A 20,118-nucleotide genomic window follows, 5' to 3' on the forward strand; every position below is an offset into this window, starting at 1 on the left:
TTGTTTGGTTGTTGCCTGTCGATTTGTACCCCTCTGTTAGATACGAGGGGTTTATGCTGGCGTGCCTTGCGGCACACCAGCCACAGCAGGTCAGTCCGTTTCTGCGGCTTTCGCTTCGCACGCCGCCTGCACTCCCTGCCTGCTGTCTGTCAGTTTTTTTATTTCTTTGAGGAAATCGTGTCCTTTTGGGACAAGGGGCGTGTAAAACTCCGAGATAACGCTGGTTCCCACATCCACATAGCCACGCCCTTTTATCTGCTTGAGGAAGAAGTCCTTTGTGGTTTCCCCGAACATCATTCCATAACCCATTTCCGACATTCGCCCCAGAGCTACACGGAAATTAAACTGGTCACGGATTCCGTCCCCCAGATACTTTGCGTCCGGACGCTGGCAGGCGAGAATCAGGAAGAAACCAGCCTGCCGCCCAAGCATAACGATTTGCTTTAATTTGTTGAGGACAGCGGCGTTTTCCTTTGTGCCGAGCATTTCCATAAATGCTACATATTCATCAAAGATAAGGAAATTTGCAGGAAGCCCCAAGTAAGCGTAGTTTTCCCCTGTCCGGTAATTCTCCATGAGCTTCATGTCTTCGCTGCGTTTCATCATTTCTTCATAGAAACGGTCAATGCAGGCGAGCATATCTTCCTTTTTGTAGTACACATCTGGCATAACCGCCTGTAAATCCGCAAGGTCGGCGTTCTTCGGGTCTAACACGGACAGGACGGCGTTGGTGCGGAGCAGGGCTTCAATGAGGGTCAGGATAAAGTAGGTCTTTCCGCCGCCGGTTCCTCCGGCAATGAGCATATGGGGGAGCTTGTCATACTCCCACCAGACATTTTCCATGAGCCGGAGCCTGCCGTCCTTTGCCTGTACGTCCTCAATGGAGATACGGCCTCCAATGGTATCATAGAGCAGGGTGTACTCCACGTAGGAATCCTTTAATTCTTTATCCGTCAGCTCACAGTACAAGCCGCTTTCCAGCTTTTTCTCCAAGTTTAAGAGCTGTTCCTGATATTTACCCAAGGTGATTTCCACACGGATATGGAGCAAACCCTGTTTCATCCGGTAATAGATTTTTGGAAAGTAAGTGATGGTTTCCTTGGAACGGCTGGAAGACAAGTCCTTGAAAAAAGCGTCCTCCTTTCTCTGCTCCGATTCATACCACTTGTTTTCCAACACCATCCTTGCCAGCTTTTGGCGGTGGATGAGTTGCTTTACTTCATCCCTGCGGTATCGCCAGAACAGAAGAACTGCTGTAAGGCACACCAGCCCTGCCACGCCCATGCTGAATAACAGGTAAGGGATATTTACATCCTGTACTATCTGGGAGAGGGACACTTCCTGCCAGTCGGTTCCGGCAATTTGCCGGATATGAAACAGCAGGACAACCAGCAGGAAGACAGGGAACAGGGCGGCAAGGGCAGTATGGAACACAAGGTCTTTATCCGTGGGGCGGATACGTTTTCCACGGGGGAAAAGCTGCTTCATGGGAACAATCCTCCTTTCGCTTTTCTCTTATTTAGCTGCTATTTTACAGGGGGAACGTCTTTCTTCGGTGTCTGGGGATTCATGGCAGCCCCTTTTTTCAGGACAATATCCTCTGCTTTGATGTACCAGTCCACCTCTGCTCCCTGAAAGGTAGCCGTTGCCACGGTATCTGCCACTGGATTGATAAGTTCCACCTCTGCGTTGTAATCGAACTCCTTTAACGGCACGCTGGCAGGGATAGAAACCTGAATCATACGCCCCTGTCCTCTGGATTTTAAGTCATAGGTACGCTCCTTGATTTCTTCTGATACCGAGCCGTCTTCATTCTGGAGGTGAACCTCACGGCGGAGGGCAGAAAATTTCAATGCCCCGAATGTTGCTTCCTTGTCAATCACGATTCCGTTTGCTAATCTCATAGTCTGATGTCCTCCTTTTCCTTATGCTTTTACCATATCGTCAGCGTGTAAAATGTAGTTGGTAAAGCCCCTTGTGCCGATTTTATAGCCCTCTGCGGTGATACGGGGATTGACGAGCTTCACACGTTCCTCAAAGTCAAAATGTTTTTCTCCGGCTTCGGCAGGGAGGATAACCACAATATCATCCGCCCTCTGTACGTCTGAATAAAGGTTGAAGCTTCGGGAGAGTACCGCCATGCGTCCGTTGATTCTTCTCTGTTCTGTTTTGTCTTCTCCGGCAAACTCCAAGTTGCCGAATGTCTTTTCCATGTTGGGGATAACGAATTTTAATTCCATATAGATGTACCTGTCCTTTCTGAAATAATATAGTTGGTTCGATAGTTTCTGTTGATGTTCCATCCGACAGCGGAGGGGAACGATTCTTCTCTGTCATACAAGACCGCCTTTCTTATTCATGTATGGTTTCTGCTATTCCTGCCATGATGTAATCAGCACACGGCAGGGCGATTGCGTTTCCAAGTGCTTTGCACCGTGCATTATCGCTAATGGGCTGTCCTAAATTTCCATATGCTGTCCACCCATCCGGTAATCCCATCAAACGCTCACACTCTACGGGTGTCAAATTTCGGAGAACTCCGTCTTTTTCTTCTCCCTCATACCAGAATGAAATCATATTGACTGCTTTTGCCAACAGAGTTGGAAAAGGTTCATCTGGTCGTCCGAAACTTGTGAGGAAAGCAGACTGATTTCCTGATTTTGCGGCACTCCGCATACGCCGTTCCTGAAAGGGGCGGATGACGGGTATTTTCCCCCTTGTTTTATCAAGAGATATTCGACTGGCTCCGGCGGTGGGCAGCCCGTAGTCTGTGCAAGGCGGAGGAAGCGGGAACATATCGCGGGGCTTAAATAGTATTTCTGCGGAACGCTGTCCTCTAAAATCTGCCACAAGGAAGATTCTTTTTCTTCGCTGAACAAGCCGGGGCTTTCCCCAATACTGGGCATCCATGAGCCGCCAGCACAGGTCAGTCTTTCCCCCTCGCACCATACCGGCGTTAGCCCATCCTCCAGTAGGAGGCATTGAAATTTCGGTATCGGAAAATGATTGCAGCACGGCTCTAAAATCCATCCGGTCATTTGAAGAAAACGCTCCCATGACGTTTTCCCAAACAGCGATAACTGGATATAACCCATTTGTAGCACACCTCATTTCTTCTATAATTCTGATAGCCTGAAAAAACAGTCCTGATTTGCTTCCGGCCAGTCCCTCACGCTTTCCGATTTTAGAAAGGTTCTGGCAGGGCGAACCGAATGTAATAATGTGAACAGGAGAGATGTTTCCTCCGTGTATCTTTGTAATATCCCCTAAATGTTCCATGTCTGGGAAGTGGCGTTTGGTTATGGCTATCGGGGATTTTTCAATCTCGCTTGCCCAAACGGGAATAATTCCATTACGGGAAGCCGCAAGAGGGAACACGCCGATTCCGTCAAACAGGCTTCCTAATTTAAGGGCACACATAGACCGCCTTTCGTTTTGCTTTTTCATGTGTTGTTTCCATTTTTCTGCTCCTTTCCAGACAATAAAAAAACACCATCAATGGAAGTCCATTCAATGGCGTTTGCTGTTGTCTGCTCATTTCTCAAGGTAAAGCAGAAAGCCCAATAGAAAAAGACGCAAATCTCAAAATGCGTCTTTTTCCATCTTCATATTCATTTTTTATAAAAGCACCGTCTGCCTGCTGTCTGCAAAGCCTTGATTTTACTGGTTTTCTACTACCATCCTTATCAAAGCCTTGCTAATACTGGCTTTTCAGCCTTTGTGCATTTTTTACTTGAAAGGTTCTTTTTCTTATAAATTCTTGTATTTTCTCATGTTTTTTCGGGCATTTGTGGTACAAATGGGTTATTTTTAAAGTCCCAAATTCCTTATGAGATAAGGCTTACATGAGTTGTTTGTGCATGTTTTTGGGTTATAAACTTTTTCTTTTCCAGTTCATCCCTTGCTTCTTTTAATCTGGCAAGTTCTTTCTTTGCATCATCATAGCCGGTATGCGTATAAATATTAAGTGTTACAGATACATCTGAATGCCCCATCAGATATTGCAGTGTCTTTAGGTTCATCCCTGAATTGGCCATATTTGTACAATAAGTATGCCTGCATATATGTGGAGTAACTGGCGGCAATTGCAACAAATTCTCACGATTATATTTTTCTCTTGCATGCTGCATGTACTTTTCCCAATGAAGTGCAACCATTGGCCTTCCATTCTTGTCCAGAAACAGAAATCCTCCATATCCATCCACCATCGGCTCACGTTTTGGTTTCCTTCTATTCTTCAAGATTCGAAGAAATGCTTCTTTTACATCCGCTTCCATTGGAAGTAACCGCGTACCACTTGTTGTCTTTGTAGATACGATGATATACTTCATTTCTCGAGTTCTTTGCAACTGATGATTCACATTGATAATATCTTCTTTAAAGTCCAAGTCTTTTACAGTAAGTCCACAAAATTCAGATATTCTAAGACCTGTCTTGAATAAGATATAAAATGCATCATAATACTGATTATAATGCGGATCATTCTTTACAAAATCAAGAAATTTAGTTTCATCTTCCGGAGAAACAGCTTGTCTTTTCTGACTGTCATTAACAAGTACTGTACCTAATTCAAATCCAAATGGATTTTTTAGAATCAAGTCATCATCCACAGCCATTTGAAAAGCAGGTCTTAAAACACCTCTGATGGAATGAATGGAACTATATCCTCTACCATCTCTTTGTAGTTTTATCAGAAAAATCTTTGCGTCAGAAAGTTTCACATCATCCACTTTCTTATAAGCGAATTCTTCCTTTTTCAATACATTCACCACAAATTTGTAATTCGCTAAAGTATTATGCTTTACTCCTGTTTTCAGGGAAAGATATCGTTCCACAAGTTCAAGCACTGTAATGTTACTTCCTGTAATCCCTTGCATCTGTAAGGACTGAACTTTTCTTTCTTTTTCCCTGAGAGAAAGATCTGCCCGTTTACCTTCCGGCATCTTATCTGCTTCTGTCAATCTCCAACTATATAATATTTTACGCTTACCAAGTGAATCTGTATATTTATAGCGGTAACGTCCACTTGGTTCCTGCCATTCTCCTTGCTGGAGAACTCTGCCTTTATCATCACGTCTCTTTGAAATCATATCCTACCTCCAAGGGGACGCAACATGATATTGTTAGTATATCATGTAACCCCTAATTCGAACACCTCCTTCTTTTAAATTTCATTTTATATCGCACTGAGTGTATCAATAAAATTTTCAAATCTTGTTCGTTTTATCTGTACACGATTCCCATTCCAAAGCAAATACTCTGCATTTGGATTGTCACTGACTAACTTACGAAGCTTTCCTTCTCCAATACGAAAATAGGATGCTGCCTCTTCAATGGATAATGTATACTTCTTCCAATAAGGTATATCATAACTTGTCATTTGTATGCCTCCTTCTATTATCTTTGTTTTTGACATTGGCGGCTGGCAAAGGTATCTATAAAGACTGCCAATGCCAAAGTATTTTTTTGACAATGTCATCTTTTATTCTGTGATTAACGCAACTGTTTTTCTTCCCTGACACCAGTCGTAGCTCAATCTGTTTTCCAGCTGCTTTCTTGCATCTCTTCCTGTTCTAGAAGAAATCCCATAGGCTAGTAGTTCTGCCTCTAATTCTTCTAAACACATTACTTTCCGTTTGGTTAATAACTCCAGGATCAATTTCTGTGCCTTTTCCAGTTTCGTTTCCTTTTTCGTTCCTGCTTTCCCCATTAGCAAATCTTCAATGGATATATCGTATTCTCCTAACCATTTTAAGCCTTCTTCTTCTAAAGAAAACGCTACCGGATTTTCTTTTTTAGCAAGAGAATCCTTTTGCTGATATACCACTCGGATATCCTGTTCCTTCTCTTTTTCCACCTTTTCTACAAATAAGATGCTTCGTACTGCCGCTGCGATATCAATGGATCCCAGGGAACGGTAATCGCTCTGACTTCCCGATGACTTATTCAAATGTCCAATGAGAACAATGGCACATCCAGTTCTCTCTGCAATCGTACTGAGATGTCGAAATAAGGGCCGGATCTCATTTGCCCGGTTCATATCCACATTGGCTCCCAGATAAGCCTGTATGGGATCCATGATCATGAGTCGTACATTATTCTGGCGGATTGCTTTTTCAATCCGATCGTCCGTCATAGAAAGCTGTTTTTCATCTTCATTGATGAATCGCACCCTTGTCATATCTGCACCACATTTTGCTAATCTAGGCTTAATGGTATCTGCAATCCCATCCTCTGCTGTTTGATACAACACATTAAAAGGTTCTATGGGAAGTGCATTGGGAAGTTCTTTTCCATTCGTACAGTATGCGGCAATTGCCATTGCAAGCCATGTTTTTCCTTTTCCCGGATTCCCCTGGATCAAAGTAACCTTTCCAAAAGGAATGAAGGGATACCATAACCACTGAACCACCGTTTCCTCAACCTCCGACATCTTAGTGACTGGAATCAGATTTTCCCTGTTGTCTCGCAAGCAGATTTGTTTTGCCATTTCTTTTACAGGTAGGCCTTCCACCAGACATTCATTCCAGTCTTTTTTGGCTGACTCTAAACGAAATACACAAAATTCCTCTGGAATCATGGAAACAAACTGCCTGCATCTCTCATTTCCAGACTCATCATTATCCAGACACAAGTAGATGGAATGGATATGAGGATATTCTGTATACATCCGTTTCATTGCCTTTTCACTCAATCCTCCCAGGGAAATATAACTATGCTTTTCCCATTCTTCCGGAACTGCAGTGATATAAGACAAGAGATCAATGGGGGATTCAAACACAAATAGTTTTTCATCCGTTCCTATATGGCCAAATCCATAGGCTTTTTCTGAACCTCTTGCCTCCCCACGATATCGGTTCTCATCAGTTCCCCGCATAGCTGCATATCTGGGATTCTGTTCTTTGTCTCTTCCAACAAACACCACATTGTGATATGCTTTGCTTTCATAAATATCTCCCTTTTCGATCATCTGATCCACCAAATATTCCGATAGTTTTCTCTGTTCAATGAGATACTTCCTTGCAATCTCACAGCTTTCATTTCTTTCTGGCAGTTCCAATCCAGGCAAGGGGATGGGGCAGACCTTCTGTCTGCCTGCATCTTCCTTCGCCGTTCTTCTGTTGGTGTCTCCAACTCCCTCTTCTCCTAATAATTCTTTAACTGCCTCTGCAAAAGAAAGACCGTAGAATTCTTTCATAAAATCAATGGCATGACCACCTTTATTCTGACTAAAACGATACCATTCGTTCTTGTTGATCATCACACTGTCATGTCGCAACCATCGGTATTCCTTCCCACATCGTTTGAACTGTTCTCCTCTCCCAGAAAGAAAAACATATAAATCAGTATCATCTGCTCTTTGAATCTGTTCTCTTGTATATTCTTCCATCTTCTAAAATTCCTCCTATAACTCCATTCCATGATGTTTCTTCTTTGGTTTCATGGTTCTCACTGCTTCTTTTGTTTCTGTGGATTGCTCCCGTTTGTTTGTTTCTGGAAGAGAGACACCTTCTCCTTCCTCTGCCATCAAAGCTTCCACATTATTTTTGATTCCCTCATACTTTCGTAACATGGCATGGATCCGTTTATCTTCTTTTCGTAAAGCAGCTATCTCTTCTGATAAACGAGCGGCTTCTCGTTTCCATTGTCCTTCCGGAATCTTCCCACTTGGGTCTAGATTTTCTTTTAAGATTCTTTCCGAACGATAATATCCGCTAAGTTCCTTCTTATGTTCCTCTTTGAATTTTCCCCTGCCAAAATATTTGTTCTTTAATTCCAGATAAACAGGTCTCATTTCAAAATACTCTTTCATTGCATAAAGGTTGGTGTTGACACTTCTCAGAGCAGACAGTTGTTGATTCAACCGCTGACTTACCTCTTTTAGCTGAGTATCTAATTCCTGGATTTTCTCTGTCAGCTGTTCTGGGGTTCTCACATCCTGCTCTTCCAGAAAGCGAATCGTCTCTGCAAATTGTTTCAGATTTGTATTCTTCGCCTTTTGTGTTCCATAAGCGTAGGATTCTGCAACTGCATTTCTCTTGTCGTAATAGTTTCTTAGATAATCCGCTAAGGTTGGCTGATGTAAGGACAGCATCCGTTCCATCAACTGGCTTTGTCGAAGCAACGACCATTGAAGAAGATTCTTTGCCCGTTCCTTCATATCATTCAAGGCACGGATGAGCCGGTTTAAACTTCCCAGTGCAGTGGAAATCCCTCTTGCTTCCATTGCCTGTACATTCGGTCCTTCATGCACCATCGGGATCTTATCAATCCCCCGTTCCTCATAAGACCTGGCATCGACTCTTTCTGTAAGTCCTTTTTCTTCATACAGTTCGTTACACATCTTCGCCCAGGCACTTCTCAATTCTTCCAAGGTTTCTTTCCTACTCCAATCCGTTGTATGTACCGCCCGAAATACCGGTTGTCCTTTCTGATTCAAAACCGGCTGTCCATCCGGTGTCAGTACTGGAATCTTTTTTTGTTTTTGTCCCCAGGTACCATCTTCCTGTAAAGGGCGGATGGGAACCATGATGTGCATATGTGGATTGGGTATTTTATCCTTTGCCTTCTTCGGATCATGGATCGCCAGATCTGCGATCATCCCTCTTGCGACTAACTGTTCTTCTACAAATCTTCTTGCAAGCTCAATATTTTCTTCCATGGAAAACTCATTCATCAAGGCAATATCAAAGCTGTGTGCCAGCTGTGCTTTCTTATTCCCTTCGATCCATTCCACCTCATTCCAAAGGGTCTCCCTGTCTTTGAATCTCTCCAGAGCCTGTTTGGGAAGATGGATCTCCGCTAATACCACACCGCCTTTTCTCGTATAATCACTTACTTCTCCATAATACGTACATTCCAGTTTTGTACCGGCTCGGTAAGCAGCACTGGCAATGGCAGACTGTCCTTTTCCTCTGGATTCTTCCCTTCTGCGAAATAATGTTCTTCTACGATCACATTGATGGTATAAACTTTATTCCCCTCCTGATTCACATAGCTTCCTGTTTGGATCCGTCCGCTTACTAAAATCTTCAAACCTTTTTGCAGATATTTTTCTGCAAACTCAGCATTCTTCCCAAAGGTAACACAAGAAATAAAATCTGTTTCTGCCTTTCCATCCTTTCGATATCGCCTGTCTACTGCCAGCGTGTATCTTGCCATTGCAGTACTGTTTTCATCCTGGAGATATTTCACCTCCGGATCTTTTGTCAGCCTTCCCATTAAGATTGTTTTGTTCATGTAGTTTCTCCTTTCTCTTTTCGTTTTTGTTTGTTCTTGAATCAGGCCCGATTCTTTTAAGGCAAATGTAATTTGTTCCTCATATATCAGAACGTAGAGAGGGCTTTTTACAAATAAAAAAGGAATTTTATTTTTTTGCTCTCATATAACGAAAGGCTCAGAGGGGAAAATACAGGGTGGAAAATGAATTTTTTTATTTTTCTGCACAAAAAATACCCCTATGACTTCAAAATCGAAATCATAGGAGTATTTAGTCCTACCTACTCAGTGGGGTGTTTTACATTTTGTTTTACACATGTTATTACAGTGTTTTTCAGTTCGACAGTCGAGTAGACTAAAGCCTTGCAACTTTAGCCCCTCACAGATCCGTACGTGCGGCTTTCCCGCATACGGCTCCTCATAATAACATTCACTTTAATATAAGCAATAGTACGTCTTTGGTTTCGCAAGCGGATAACACTTTAGCATTTCCCAAAAACCACCCCATGTATAGGCTCTTCTGCAACCTCGACGATTTACCGCTTTAAACAGGAATTGTTGTACTCTGTGTAAGAATGCACATAATCTTCTATAATTCCATGTTACTCCATAATAGCGATAGTGACCTACAAGCTTTACATTCAGCTCTTTTATGATTTCTCTGACCGGACGGTTCCGATTATCATATATCCATAGTTTATATTCTTTCAGCTTACGTTCAAACTTCTTTCGAGATGTCTGCAACTTTAATGCAAATGTTCCCTTTCTTGTTTTCCCGCAATAGAAAGTAAAACCTAGAAAATCGAATGCTTCTGGCTTACCTATTCCTCTGGATAGTCTGTTGGTTTCTGCAAATCTCCCAAATTCAATCAACCTGCTTTTACTGCTTTCCAGCTCAAGATTGAATTGTTCCATCCTCTCTTTCAGGGCTGAATAATACCACTCTGCTTCTGATTTATACTGGAATCCAGCTACAAAATCATCTGCAAAATTCACCAGAAAACAGTCTCCTTTTAACGTCTTTTTCACCACAAATTTAAACCACAGCGTTAACACGTTATGCATGTATATATTTGCTAGCATCGGACTCATGACTGAACCCTGTGCTGAACCTTCCTCTGTTGATTCAAATTTTCCATCTTCCATTATTCCAGCTTTTAAATATTTCTTTATCAGCCAGAGCAGATTTGGGTCTTGAATATGCCATTCCAGAAATCTCATCATCCAGTCATGGTTAATGTGATCGAAAAATCCTTTAATATCAGCGTCCACTATGTAGCTGATTTTCCCATAACTGATTCTCTGATATACTTCTTTTACCGCTTCGTGACAACCTCTGTTTGGTCTAAATCCATACATACAGTTCAGAAATCTTGGCTCGTAAATTGCTTCTAGTACTTTCTTTACTGCCATTTGGACAATCTTATCCTCGTAAGAGGCTATTCCCAGCGGTCGCATTTTTCCATTTCCCTTTGGAATATATACCCTCAATGATGGGAGTGGTTTAAAAGATTTGTTCTTTAACCTCTGTACTAAGTCTTCGATATTTCTATCGAGGTTCTTTCCGTATTCTTCCTTTGTCACCTTATCAACACCAACTGCCTTTTTGCCATCTAATTCTTTATGGCATTGTTTCAGCAATTCTGCATTTATCAAGTGATATATGGATGTGAATACAGGTTTCTTTGTTTCTGCCGATATTTCAGCTATTCTTTCTAATTTCGTTCCCATTATTTCCTCCGTCCCTGAGTACGGATAATGTGTCCTCAGAAAGACCGTTACTATGCAGTCCCCTTCCCTCCATCGGCATTACCCGATTTCATCAGTACTATGAGACTGTCCGACTACCTGTTATCCATTTGAAGCTCTCCATTTTCAGTTGATACTTCATACTCTTATACGAGAGACAACAGGTTCTCCCCAGTTGATGTGTACCCACAATGTCAAGCATGATTGGCCCTTTGACCCCGCAGCGCCACACAATTCTCGCCATAATGACTTGTGTGCTGTTGCCTTCCGCACCAGTTAAGACGTCGGCCTACTGAAGTTAACTTTTCGAGGCTCAATAGCATTGCAACCCTGCTTTCTTGCTGTCTACGCTTGTCAGTTGCTGTTACCAACAACATCCCAAGACTCGCTATTATCTGGCTGGCTAGACCTTGGATAAATCGGATTCCCACCGACTTGGTTACACACCCTTAGCTGGGCGCACAGCTGGAATTTACCTTCTGCTCATATAAAATATATCAATAGCTTTACTTGCAAACTCTGCTGTGCCAACTCCTCCAACATCATCAATATTTTCCGTAAGTTCTCCTCCACCGGCATACATTCTTCCAAGACCGCATAAAATCTTATCAGAACATGTATAAAAATGATCTGTAATGTAATCCTGAAGTTTCCTTACCTGCAACTGCACCTGTTCATCTTCTGGGTCCATTTCTTTCATTTGTCCGAATTCAACAAATAATTGCATAAACTCATTTGCAACAGTAGCTTCATCGTCTTTCGTCCAGTTCTTTGTTTTCTCTTCAAACTCCTTATACTCAGAGGTTTGTCCCCATTGTTCTTTTGCTCGTTTAGAATACTCATCAATCTTTGTTGTATCAAATACTTTAAAATCCATATATTTCACTCCTATTCCTTTTATTCCTCGAGCGAAAATAATAAGATTTTCAAGATGCTCTTTTTTCATAGTTAGCAATTCAATCTGCTGCTCTAATGCTTTGTTCCTGTCAAAGTTAGGGGCATCAATTATCTTTTTAATCTCCTTAAGCGGAAATTCCAATTCTTTAAACAGTAAAATTTGTTGCAGCCTTTCCAAGGATGTATCGTCATACAACCTATAACCTGACTCTGTATATTCAATAGGTTTTAAGAGACCAATGGTATCATAATACTGCAGAGTGCGTATACTCACTCCTGTTAATTTACTTACCTCATTCACTGTCATCATTGTCATTTCCTCCTCTCGATAAACATATCGTAAACTATTACGTTGCGTAGGAGTCAATAGTTTTTCAAAGAAATTTTCAAAATTAACAGCTTGATAAATTCTAGTTTTCCAATTTAACAAACTTGAATTTAGCGATTTCTTTTTCCGGTATTCTCTGTCCCACGGATTTCCTCATGATAGAAATAATCTACGATCACCGGATGCCCCTGCGGGACTCTGCCATAAGGCATTTCATTATCCACAAAGGCACAATCATACTTCTTAGCCATTTTCTCAGCTTTTACTTCAAGTGCTTCAAAGTAGCTGCGGTTATGCTTATTATAGATCTCGTCGTAAAGTGGTACAAGATCAGGATATTTTCCGGCGATATAATCCATAATTGTCTTTTTGAAATCGCCTCGAAGATTGAGATTTTCGAGCCAGAACAGATCGCACTGATCCTTTACCCGCTCAAAGATTGCTTCAAAATCCGTGATACCAGGGAATACCGGGGATACGAAACAGACTGTACGGATACCTGCCTCATATACCTGCTTCATAGCAGCGATACGGTGCTCAATGCTCGAAGCAGAATCCATATCGTTCTTGAAATTTTCATCTAGTGTGTTGATCGACCATGAAACGGTTACACGTCCAAGCTTCTTCAACAGATCAATATCCCGTACCACAAGATCCGACTTTGTGCAGATCAGAATATCTGCGTCACTGCCGATCAGCTGCTCCAGAAGTTTTCTGGTATTCCCGAATTGCTCCTCCTGTGGATTGTAGCCATCTGTCACAGAACCGATGACCACCCGCTGTCCGGCATATTTCTTCGGATTTTTAATTTCCGGCCAATGCTTCACATCAAGGAAAGTGCCCCATTCCTCCTTGTGCCCGGTAAAGCGCTTCATAAAAGAAGCATAGCAATACTTGCAGGCATGTGTACAGCCCACATAGGGATTGACCGAGTAACCGCCTACCGGCAGACTAGACTTAGTCATGATGTTCTTTGTTTCCACCTCACGAACGAGGATTCCTTTCATTACTTCTTCCATGATTTCTGTACCTCTAACACTTTATTAAATTCTTCCGGCATTTCCTGAATCATATTTTCATCCCCTATGATAGGGACAAGGTCTTCCTTCATAAACACCGGAATGCCGAGCTTATGTGCCTGATCCGTCAGAGACCATGCCCATTCCGGCTCCGTATGAATCTTCCTGCTCTGAGCTCCGGTCATGGTGCCGACAACGATCCAATTGATTCCGGAAAGGTCAACTGTGCCGGGATCATCAAATAACGGCTCAAAGGTAACATGGTAATGTTTTGCTCTGACGTTTTTCCGAAGGGCGTCGATACGCCACAGTTCTGCTTTCCTCGTCACCGTAACGCCAAACCATGCGTTTTCCAGATCGGTATCAAAATCCAGCGAATCAGGTCGCTTGGTAAGGAACAGGAACTGATGCTGCGGATTTTCACGGATCTTTACAAATACCTCTTCTCTCCATTCCGGCTTCCATCCGGAGAGATCGCTCATGCCGGTAAGAAGAAAGTTCTGCGGACGTTTCTTTTCCATCATCTTAAGCTTACCCGGAAAGAATTCAGGGTCAGCGAAGTCATCAATCATATGCCAGCGTTTCACGTTGTTGCGGGCATAGCAATATGCACACCCCACTGTGCAGCCAATGACGATATTCATGTTCTGAATCTGATCTTTGATACAAATACTCATGACTTCTGCCACTCCTCAAGATTCTTTCTGATGCGGTCGAGGCATTCCTCAAACCAGGTAATTTCTTCCTCTGAAAAATCTTTGTAGTAAATACTGCCCATCTCATCAGATACAGAATCGTACTCACCCTTTAAGGCATGTGCTTTCTCAGTCAGAAACAGGAGTGTTTTCCTTTTGTCCGTTTCAGACTGAACACGGCTTATCAGCCCTTGATTTTCCATTCTTTCCAGCATCGTAGTAAGAGATGTTATCGCTAATCCGCATTTAGTCGAGAGTGACCTGATTGAGATACCATCCTCCTGCCACAGCACATAAAGAATACGCCCCTGTGCTCCATTAAACGCATCAATATTCTTTTCACTGAGAATCTTCTCGAAAATCCGGTCTCCAAGCTGTTTTATTTTGGTGACAAGAAATCCTCCATTCATTTCCATACAAAAGCTCCTATATAGTAGTTTACCAAAAACATACTATATAGGAGCTTTATTGTCAACAGTTTATATATCCTAATAGGTAAATTCCGTTTTTTTCAATTCTCCAAACTGGAATTTCATAAACGCATTTGCTTCTTAAACGCAAACATTCCCTCATTGCCATCACCGACAAAATCGTCCGGTGTATCCGGCATAGGATGTTTTTCATTAAAAAATTCTGTAATATGAAAGCCGCAGACATTCACATAAAAATGAATGTTGCGCTTATCAAAGTACGGCGTACAGGTTTCCCATACTTTCGTGTTCGGATATATTCGTTCCAATTCAAACCATATCTTCTTACCGATACCATTGCTCTGAACTCCGTTCTTTACAAAAAGCAGGTCAAGATGGTTATGCTGTGTACTCTCATTGATAATAACAACAGCACCGCCCACCATTTCTCCATCGACAACGGCTTTATAGACAGCAGAACCCTCCGCATTCAGCGACTGGTCAATGTCCTTTTCAGGCAGAATAACAGCATCTGTTTTCCCAAAAGCATCTTCAAAACCTTTCTGAAATGCTTCCTGCATATCCGCCTTGTATTGCGTTAATTCTTTTGGTTCTATACAAACTAATTGGAAGGTCATTTTATATCTATCTCCTCAAAAATTCTAATTTATCATTTTCTTTCAGTATATCATAATTATAATCTTTCCACAAAACAAAAAATTTTAATTCCTACGGATTTTTCTACGAAGCATATAACCACATATTATTACACTTCATCAAAAAAACTTTCTAACCCTATATTGAAAAATCGTAACTGAATATCCGACATTCTATCCATCAATAGTTTCTCTTTAACAAATATCATCTTAGTACGGTATCCTGTTCCATCGGGGTCGAGTTTGTCAAGATACTTTTTGTGGATTTTCTAAATTAAATGATTTGTCCGTAAAGAAATCGCCCAAAACCTCGTGCTTGCAGATGTCTTGAAACACCGTATTCAAAGGCTTTTTGGCACTTTCGGACTGCTTTACATTTACGATGAATGTTGTCTTTCCAATTCGCTGTGAATAAGAATATTTCTGTTCTTTCATATAGTCAGTTCCTCTCTTTCATAAAATTTGATTGCTGGGCATTCACATTAGAGCACCCAGTAACCGCAGATTTTCAATATATCAAGAAGTCATTAAGTCGTGAGTATAATGGAAATGGTTATCTTTCCATGAGCGATAATCACAATCGCACAGCCAGTATCTTTCGCAACCGCTATCAGATGATTAAACTCGGCTCGTGTTTCGTTGGCATTGTTCATCGAACAGATTTCTCCGATATAGGAACTCATCGGGTCAAGAATTAAAAGTTTTGCGTGGTACATCTCAATCGCTTCACGAATACGGTTATCCCCAAAGGATAAAGACTTTTCATCTTGGCATATCAATCCACCTTTCCGTTTGAAAATAAAAAAACCACAGGAAAGATACTTGAAACCTTTTTGTGTATCTTTTAGGGGCGAAAATCGGAGAAAATCCCCGTTCTAAGCCTTTCAAAAAATCACACAAGGTATTTGTACTAACCTGTGGTTATGTATGAATTTGTTGGTTTTAGGTAACAAAAAAACACCGTATTGCTACGATGTTTTTCGTTGTTCATATTCTGTCTAAGATACTGGCACAACTGGAAGTTGTAAATATCATTTTACATTTTTATATGAAATTACAATATGACTTGGTGCAAATAATACTGATGCAATAATCAATAGCACTGACCTACTCATAATCCCACTAAACAAGAACAACATTGAAGGAATAATAGAAAGTGCTAATGCTCTGAAAACGCTGTTTTTCTTAAAACATATAATCCAAATAGCACAATAAAGCATTACCAATATGGTATCTACAATCAAATATAGTACAAATGCTTCGTCAGACCACCACCCGAACCAAGTTCCCGGAATATTGATTATCATGAATCCGAAACAACCCAATCTCCCTACTTGTTCTGTGACCTCAACATATTTATTGTTCCACTTATTATCAAATCCATCTTTGCACTTAATCGCAAATACAACATTGGGTATCATAATGACTGCAATAAAAATCAGCCCAAAAACATTAAACCATTCCATATTATCTACCATCACAATCTTCGATTTTCTCAATTCTCCAAACTTGAAGTTGTTTATTTCTTCTTTTTCGGTTTTGGGGCTGGCAGTTCATCATACATTGCATGAAACAAGCCTGTCAAAAATTCCCTATTATCAACTTCATCTACCAACAACATCTCTTTTGCTCCCTCATAGGGTAATTCATACGGAGCTGTCGGCATATAACTAATTGCTGATTTTACTGGTTTAACAAGTAATCTATCATCATAGATACCGCCTACAATCTTGCCACGATAATAAATAATAAATTCTCCCATCATAGCTCGATAAGTAATTTCTTCTAACTCAGATAGCTGCCCTAAAATAAACTCTAAGTATTCCTTGCTTGATGCCATATTTCCACCTCAAATTCATATTTCTCAGTTTCAAAAACTTGAAATTACTTAACAATATGTGCTGTAATGATTGTATAGCTATATGAATTGATAGTAATTTTGATATTTTCAACCTCGCAATACCAATTTTTACCCTGTTTGTATATATTGCAATTTTTATCTAATACCTTATTTTTGCAATACTCAACAACATCTGCTGTATCTATTTTTAGGTTTCTTTTAATTCTATCAATTCCCATTTCGGTTGTATGAATTTTATCAATATTATCAAGCAATATCTTTTTATCTTCCATTCTTTCTTTTCCTCAACTTCCGATTTTCTCAATTCTCCAAACTTGAAGTTGTCTGATTAGCAATTATCTTTTGCAATTTATAACTGCATCAAAAAGAATACCAGTACACTCGAGAGTATTGTTACTGTCCCCATTATGATAAACATCATGGAAGTAAAACTTTTTGAAATTGGTCTATCAACATAACACTTTTTAGGATTGTTTGGATTATAATAAACTGTCATCTTACTGTTGATAGGCCACAACTGCTCCGCAAATTGACGCAAATTTGCAATAGCTCCAGTTTTTACATGTAGCCATCCTTTTTCATCTTCATAGACTTCTGATTTCATCGGTACAGGTACTCCTGATAGTTGCGTTGTTATAATTCCTCGAAATTTTTTCTTTGCTTTATAACAAGTTCCATTCACAAAGTACTCAACGATTGGGTACACTCTTCCATTTCCAGGAAGCCCATATTGTTTAACAATACCGTCTGTCTTTTTTGTACACAATTTATTCTGTCTTTTTACAATGATATTGAAAGTAACTCCTAGTAGAACTAATATTACACCAAGACCTCCAACTGTCATCAATTCTAACCATGCAATTTGCATTTTAGCCATAGTTTCATCACCTCAACTTCCGATTTGTCGCTCACAAGCAAAAGTATTGTACCACATCTTTACGAATTTTTCTACCACTTCGATTATACTCACGACTTAATGACTTCTTGAATACTTGCCGAAAAAGAAAAACTGCCATCGGTTTGACAGCAGTTCTTCTTCGGTTGGTATCCGTTAGGAATACACAATATCATTCAATACAATCTCATCGGCACAGGTTCGAATGTTATTCATCAATCCTATCCATCTCATCATATCCGTTGCTTTCAGTTCTTCCGTTACACCCTGCTTCTTTGCCATTTCCTTTATCAGATATTCCGCCATATCACGAGCCGAAGTATCAATTTCGGCAAGGTGTTCATATAACTTTCCGCTTGTCAGCAGATTAAAATATAGCACACGCTTATGTTCCCTCAAATATCGTTGCCGCAATCGACCATATTTTGAAAGGGGAGGACTTTTCTCTACTGTCAGGCAGGGATAATAGTAATCTCCGATGAGTTCGTATCGGATACCTGTTCTTTCGTCTGTAATAAATCTTTGCATAGTTCTTTCTCCTTTTGCTTCTTGTAGTAAAACTCCAAGGTTTTCTTATTGTGATTTACCTTTTTACATTCCTCGGAACAGAATTTCTGCTGACTGTGTGTAGGCCAGTAAGTACTGCCACACACAGCACATACACGCTGACGATAATAATGACTTCCTTTTTCCGCTTCTCTATCGGCTTTTGTCTTATCCTGCCTTTTGTGTCTTTGCTTTTCCCACACCCTCGGCTTCATACACCACAATCTTGTCAATGAGTTCGGTAAACATCAAATCAGAAACTTCCGTAGGATTTTTGTACTTGCGTATCAGCGATATAAAATGCTGAATATCCATAGTGCTGTCTTTTTCTTCAGAAAGTTCCTTTTTCATCGTTTCCATTTTCGCTTCCAATTCAGCCTGTTCATCGTCATACTGCTTCATCAGTTGCTTGTATTGTCTTTCGGGTAGCAATCCCGATATAAGATTTTCATACAAGCCACGAATGAGCGTAGAGAGTTCGTCATAGCGTTTCTGACAGCGTTTCAACTCCGATTGATTGTGCTTCGGCTTTTCCTCTTGCTTATCTTTCCAAAGGGATTGCAGTTCCAAAGCAAAGGCTTTTTCATCATTCAGAACAAATCTTGAAAAGCGTTTAACTGCCGATAATATCAAGGCTTCAACATTATCAGCACTAATCGTATGGGAAGTACAGGAATTAACCCTGCTTGCATACCCGCCGCAACGGTAAGAATACTGAACAGAACCGTCTTTCTTGCTATAATGCGTTTGCAAAGTCATTCTCCTGCCACAGTCGGCACAGTACAGATAGACTTCGTGAAATCAGAAAAGCACACAGATTAAATCAAGCAACTTTTGCTGAAAAAGCAGGTATTAGTTTGAGTATCTATTCTAAGTGGGAGGGCGGTTCACGACAGCCGTCAAGAAAAATGTTTCGGCAATTAGTAAATACATATCCCGAAATAAATATATGAAAATACAGCGTATCTGTGATATAGCAGGTACGCTGTATTTTTTATCGGCACATTGGTGTTATTACCTGTCTTTATTTAAAATAAAAGTACACTAAAATACAGGAGGAAAATACTATGGAAAAGTCATTATTTGAACAAATGGGCGGTACTTATACGCAAGTTGGAGATTACTTCTATAATTTCATCTACATATGGCCATGATGCCATACTACTCTCTAAATTAAGATTATAATCTCCTAAAATAAATGTATATGCAGGCATATTATTTCCATATCTTTTATCTGCTTCTTTTACATAAATACTTTTTACTACAGTATCCAGTTCATTTTTGCGCATTATCACATCTCCTAAATTCTCACTCGTACTATCACGCTTTTTCGAATACATGATATGAATATTAATCAACCTTATTTCTAAAAATGTATGAATTGGATGGAATCGACCGTAATACGGATTTCTAACCAAAGCATGTTGACCTTTCGTTCTATCTACTCGATACTGATTATAAATTCTAGGATAATATGTTCTTTTCCCATTTACAGTTACACTTTTCGCAAGTTCAATGCGATCTGTATTCCATAAAAAAGCATATCCTTCTGCTGCTTGTATTGATGTTGACTGAGGACTTTCCCAACTTCCATTCCAATTCCGCCCAAGCCTACTAAGAAGCATATTCATTGCTGTTTTACTAAAAATTTCTTGAAGCGCAATAATATCAAACTGTTCTGTTCTAATAATCTCCGCTATTTTATTTAAGTCTTTACTTATTTCTTTGTCAGACCGATATGCCTGAAACTTATACATGTTAAATGAACCAATTCTGTATATCACCCTTTTCCTCTCCCTTCTCATCAAACTATCAATCATTACGTCTGATATAACTCAAGCAT

At 40.5% G+C, this 20,118-nt stretch carries 25 protein-coding genes; 1 reads left to right on the forward strand and 24 read right to left on the reverse strand.

Annotated features, from left to right (window positions below; genetic code table 11):
* Window positions 1-90: 90 nt before the first annotated feature.
* The 23 genes from AC6I5B_RS09920 to AC6I5B_RS10030 form a co-directional block, all read right to left on the reverse strand.
* Window positions 91-1,488, reverse strand: a complete 1,398-nt coding sequence (locus tag AC6I5B_RS09920) for an FtsK/SpoIIIE domain-containing protein (protein ID WP_058965469.1) — start codon at window positions 1,486-1,488, stop codon at window positions 91-93.
* Window positions 1,489-1,526: 38 nt separating this feature from the next.
* Window positions 1,527-1,904: a YdcP family protein gene (locus tag AC6I5B_RS09925; RefSeq protein ID WP_058965470.1), complete on the reverse strand. Its 378-nt coding sequence runs from the start codon at window positions 1,902-1,904 to the stop codon at window positions 1,527-1,529.
* Between the two features lie 21 nt (window positions 1,905-1,925).
* Window positions 1,926-2,240 carry a YdcP family protein gene (locus AC6I5B_RS09930; protein WP_002578441.1) on the reverse strand — a complete coding sequence of 105 codons (315 nt, stop codon included), beginning with the start codon at window positions 2,238-2,240 and terminating at the stop codon, window positions 1,926-1,928.
* 112 nt (window positions 2,241-2,352) lie between these two features.
* Complete coding sequence (locus tag AC6I5B_RS09935; protein WP_227359797.1) at window positions 2,353-3,447, reverse strand: DNA cytosine methyltransferase; 1,095 nt, start codon at window positions 3,445-3,447, stop codon at window positions 2,353-2,355.
* Between the two features lie 380 nt (window positions 3,448-3,827).
* The gene (locus AC6I5B_RS09940) at window positions 3,828-5,090 is read right to left on the reverse strand and encodes a site-specific integrase (RefSeq protein WP_004612420.1); all 1,263 of its coding nucleotides are present in this window, start codon (window positions 5,088-5,090) and stop codon (window positions 3,828-3,830) included.
* Between the two features lie 86 nt (window positions 5,091-5,176).
* Window positions 5,177-5,380 carry an excisionase gene (locus tag AC6I5B_RS09945; protein ID WP_044987098.1) on the reverse strand — a complete coding sequence of 68 codons (204 nt, stop codon included), beginning with the start codon at window positions 5,378-5,380 and terminating at the stop codon, window positions 5,177-5,179.
* A 102-nt stretch (window positions 5,381-5,482) separates the two neighbouring features.
* Window positions 5,483-7,390 carry an AAA family ATPase gene (locus AC6I5B_RS09950; RefSeq protein WP_270651641.1) on the reverse strand — a complete coding sequence of 636 codons (1,908 nt, stop codon included), beginning with the start codon at window positions 7,388-7,390 and terminating at the stop codon, window positions 5,483-5,485.
* Between the two features lie 15 nt (window positions 7,391-7,405).
* The gene (mobQ, locus tag AC6I5B_RS09955; RefSeq protein ID WP_052536482.1) at window positions 7,406-8,896 is read right to left on the reverse strand and encodes a MobQ family relaxase; all 1,491 of its coding nucleotides are present in this window, start codon (window positions 8,894-8,896) and stop codon (window positions 7,406-7,408) included.
* Window positions 8,836-9,240, reverse strand: a complete 405-nt coding sequence (locus AC6I5B_RS09960) for a single-stranded DNA-binding protein (RefSeq protein ID WP_004612416.1) — start codon at window positions 9,238-9,240, stop codon at window positions 8,836-8,838. Before AC6I5B_RS09960 ends, mobQ begins: the two co-directional genes overlap by 61 nt.
* Window positions 9,241-9,654: 414 nt before the next feature.
* Window positions 9,655-10,950 carry a group II intron reverse transcriptase/maturase gene (gene ltrA, locus AC6I5B_RS09965; protein ID WP_004615792.1) on the reverse strand — a complete coding sequence of 432 codons (1,296 nt, stop codon included), beginning with the start codon at window positions 10,948-10,950 and terminating at the stop codon, window positions 9,655-9,657.
* A 490-nt stretch (window positions 10,951-11,440) separates the two neighbouring features.
* Window positions 11,441-12,175, reverse strand: coding sequence for a MerR family transcriptional regulator (locus AC6I5B_RS09970; protein ID WP_497773293.1), 735 nt, complete (start codon window positions 12,173-12,175; stop codon window positions 11,441-11,443).
* A 128-nt stretch (window positions 12,176-12,303) separates the two neighbouring features.
* On the reverse strand, window positions 12,304-13,212 hold the full coding sequence (locus AC6I5B_RS09975; RefSeq protein WP_004612406.1) for a radical SAM mobile pair protein B: 909 nt from the start codon (window positions 13,210-13,212) through the stop codon (window positions 12,304-12,306).
* Window positions 13,200-13,889, reverse strand: coding sequence for a radical SAM mobile pair protein A (locus AC6I5B_RS09980; RefSeq protein ID WP_004612405.1), 690 nt, complete (start codon window positions 13,887-13,889; stop codon window positions 13,200-13,202). The genes AC6I5B_RS09975 and AC6I5B_RS09980 overlap by 13 nt, the downstream gene beginning before the upstream one ends.
* Entirely contained in the window at window positions 13,886-14,323 is a 438-nt protein-coding gene (locus AC6I5B_RS09985; protein WP_004612404.1) for a radical SAM mobile pair system MarR family transcriptional regulator, read from the reverse strand. The genes AC6I5B_RS09980 and AC6I5B_RS09985 overlap by 4 nt, the downstream gene beginning before the upstream one ends.
* Window positions 14,324-14,439: 116 nt before the next feature.
* Window positions 14,440-14,955 carry a GNAT family N-acetyltransferase gene (locus AC6I5B_RS09990; protein ID WP_009244780.1) on the reverse strand — a complete coding sequence of 172 codons (516 nt, stop codon included), beginning with the start codon at window positions 14,953-14,955 and terminating at the stop codon, window positions 14,440-14,442.
* 264 nt (window positions 14,956-15,219) lie between these two features.
* Window positions 15,220-15,408, reverse strand: coding sequence for a transposase (locus AC6I5B_RS09995; protein WP_055173307.1), 189 nt, complete (start codon window positions 15,406-15,408; stop codon window positions 15,220-15,222).
* Window positions 15,409-15,500: 92 nt separating this feature from the next.
* Window positions 15,501-15,752, reverse strand: a complete 252-nt coding sequence (locus AC6I5B_RS10000; RefSeq protein WP_243132342.1) for an AAA family ATPase — start codon at window positions 15,750-15,752, stop codon at window positions 15,501-15,503.
* Between the two features lie 252 nt (window positions 15,753-16,004).
* Window positions 16,005-16,451 (reverse strand): hypothetical protein, encoded by a 447-nt coding sequence (locus tag AC6I5B_RS10005; RefSeq protein WP_004612402.1) that lies wholly within the window; start codon window positions 16,449-16,451, stop codon window positions 16,005-16,007.
* A 41-nt stretch (window positions 16,452-16,492) separates the two neighbouring features.
* A complete protein-coding gene (locus tag AC6I5B_RS10010) occupies window positions 16,493-16,813 on the reverse strand; it encodes a TfoX/Sxy family protein (RefSeq protein WP_004612401.1) in 321 nt (106 codons plus the stop codon).
* A 44-nt stretch (window positions 16,814-16,857) separates the two neighbouring features.
* Window positions 16,858-17,106, reverse strand: a complete 249-nt coding sequence (locus AC6I5B_RS10015; RefSeq protein WP_005921256.1) for a DUF3781 domain-containing protein — start codon at window positions 17,104-17,106, stop codon at window positions 16,858-16,860.
* Window positions 17,107-17,183: 77 nt separating this feature from the next.
* Window positions 17,184-17,711, reverse strand: a complete 528-nt coding sequence (locus AC6I5B_RS10020; protein ID WP_004612399.1) for a DUF3592 domain-containing protein — start codon at window positions 17,709-17,711, stop codon at window positions 17,184-17,186.
* A gap of 174 nt (window positions 17,712-17,885) precedes the next feature.
* Window positions 17,886-18,257: a TnpV protein gene (locus AC6I5B_RS10025; RefSeq protein ID WP_004612398.1), complete on the reverse strand. Its 372-nt coding sequence runs from the start codon at window positions 18,255-18,257 to the stop codon at window positions 17,886-17,888.
* Window positions 18,258-18,443: 186 nt separating this feature from the next.
* Window positions 18,444-19,028, reverse strand: a complete 585-nt coding sequence (locus AC6I5B_RS10030; protein WP_052536480.1) for a DUF4368 domain-containing protein — start codon at window positions 19,026-19,028, stop codon at window positions 18,444-18,446.
* On the opposite strand from AC6I5B_RS10030, the gene AC6I5B_RS10035 reads away from it, so the two are divergent.
* On the forward strand, window positions 18,962-19,228 hold the full coding sequence (locus tag AC6I5B_RS10035; protein ID WP_207662465.1) for a helix-turn-helix domain-containing protein: 267 nt from the start codon (window positions 18,962-18,964) through the stop codon (window positions 19,226-19,228). The genes AC6I5B_RS10030 and AC6I5B_RS10035 overlap by 67 nt on opposite strands.
* A 126-nt stretch (window positions 19,229-19,354) precedes the next feature.
* Here AC6I5B_RS10035 and AC6I5B_RS10040 read toward each other — a convergent pair whose 3' ends face one another.
* Window positions 19,355-20,059 carry an endonuclease/exonuclease/phosphatase family protein gene (locus AC6I5B_RS10040; protein ID WP_044987092.1) on the reverse strand — a complete coding sequence of 235 codons (705 nt, stop codon included), beginning with the start codon at window positions 20,057-20,059 and terminating at the stop codon, window positions 19,355-19,357.
* Window positions 20,060-20,118 lie beyond the last annotated feature (59 nt).

It is taken from the genome of Faecalimonas nexilis (assembly GCF_059731825.1).

Excerpts from the sequence above, each read along its gene's own strand:
- AC6I5B_RS09920 (WP_058965469.1), bottom strand. The coding sequence starts at position 1,488 with ATGAAGCAGCTTTTCCCCCGTGGAAAACGTATCCGCCCCACGGATAAA.
- AC6I5B_RS09925 (WP_058965470.1), bottom strand. The coding sequence starts at position 1,904 with ATGAGATTAGCAAACGGAATCGTGATTGACAAGGAAGCAACATTCGGG.
- AC6I5B_RS09930 (WP_002578441.1), bottom strand. The coding sequence starts at position 2,240 with ATGGAATTAAAATTCGTTATCCCCAACATGGAAAAGACATTCGGCAAC.
- AC6I5B_RS09935 (WP_227359797.1), bottom strand. The coding sequence starts at position 3,447 with ATGAAAAAGCAAAACGAAAGGCGGTCTATGTGTGCCCTTAAATTAGGA.
- AC6I5B_RS09940 (WP_004612420.1), bottom strand. The coding sequence starts at position 5,090 with ATGATTTCAAAGAGACGTGATGATAAAGGCAGAGTTCTCCAGCAAGGA.
- AC6I5B_RS09945 (WP_044987098.1), bottom strand. The coding sequence starts at position 5,380 with ATGACAAGTTATGATATACCTTATTGGAAGAAGTATACATTATCCATT.
- AC6I5B_RS09950 (WP_270651641.1), bottom strand. The coding sequence starts at position 7,390 with ATGGAAGAATATACAAGAGAACAGATTCAAAGAGCAGATGATACTGAT.
- AC6I5B_RS09960 (WP_004612416.1), bottom strand. The coding sequence starts at position 9,240 with ATGAACAAAACAATCTTAATGGGAAGGCTGACAAAAGATCCGGAGGTG.
- ltrA (WP_004615792.1), bottom strand. The coding sequence starts at position 10,950 with ATGGGAACGAAATTAGAAAGAATAGCTGAAATATCGGCAGAAACAAAG.
- AC6I5B_RS09970 (WP_497773293.1), bottom strand. The coding sequence starts at position 12,175 with ATGATGACAGTGAATGAGGTAAGTAAATTAACAGGAGTGAGTATACGC.
- AC6I5B_RS09975 (WP_004612406.1), bottom strand. The coding sequence starts at position 13,212 with ATGGAAGAAGTAATGAAAGGAATCCTCGTTCGTGAGGTGGAAACAAAG.
- AC6I5B_RS09980 (WP_004612405.1), bottom strand. The coding sequence starts at position 13,889 with ATGAGTATTTGTATCAAAGATCAGATTCAGAACATGAATATCGTCATT.
- AC6I5B_RS09985 (WP_004612404.1), bottom strand. The coding sequence starts at position 14,323 with ATGGAAATGAATGGAGGATTTCTTGTCACCAAAATAAAACAGCTTGGA.
- AC6I5B_RS09990 (WP_009244780.1), bottom strand. The coding sequence starts at position 14,955 with ATGACCTTCCAATTAGTTTGTATAGAACCAAAAGAATTAACGCAATAC.
- AC6I5B_RS09995 (WP_055173307.1), bottom strand. The coding sequence starts at position 15,408 with ATGAAAGAACAGAAATATTCTTATTCACAGCGAATTGGAAAGACAACA.
- AC6I5B_RS10005 (WP_004612402.1), bottom strand. The coding sequence starts at position 16,451 with ATGGTAGATAATATGGAATGGTTTAATGTTTTTGGGCTGATTTTTATT.
- AC6I5B_RS10010 (WP_004612401.1), bottom strand. The coding sequence starts at position 16,813 with ATGGCATCAAGCAAGGAATACTTAGAGTTTATTTTAGGGCAGCTATCT.
- AC6I5B_RS10015 (WP_005921256.1), bottom strand. The coding sequence starts at position 17,106 with ATGGAAGATAAAAAGATATTGCTTGATAATATTGATAAAATTCATACA.
- AC6I5B_RS10020 (WP_004612399.1), bottom strand. The coding sequence starts at position 17,711 with ATGGCTAAAATGCAAATTGCATGGTTAGAATTGATGACAGTTGGAGGT.
- AC6I5B_RS10025 (WP_004612398.1), bottom strand. The coding sequence starts at position 18,257 with ATGCAAAGATTTATTACAGACGAAAGAACAGGTATCCGATACGAACTC.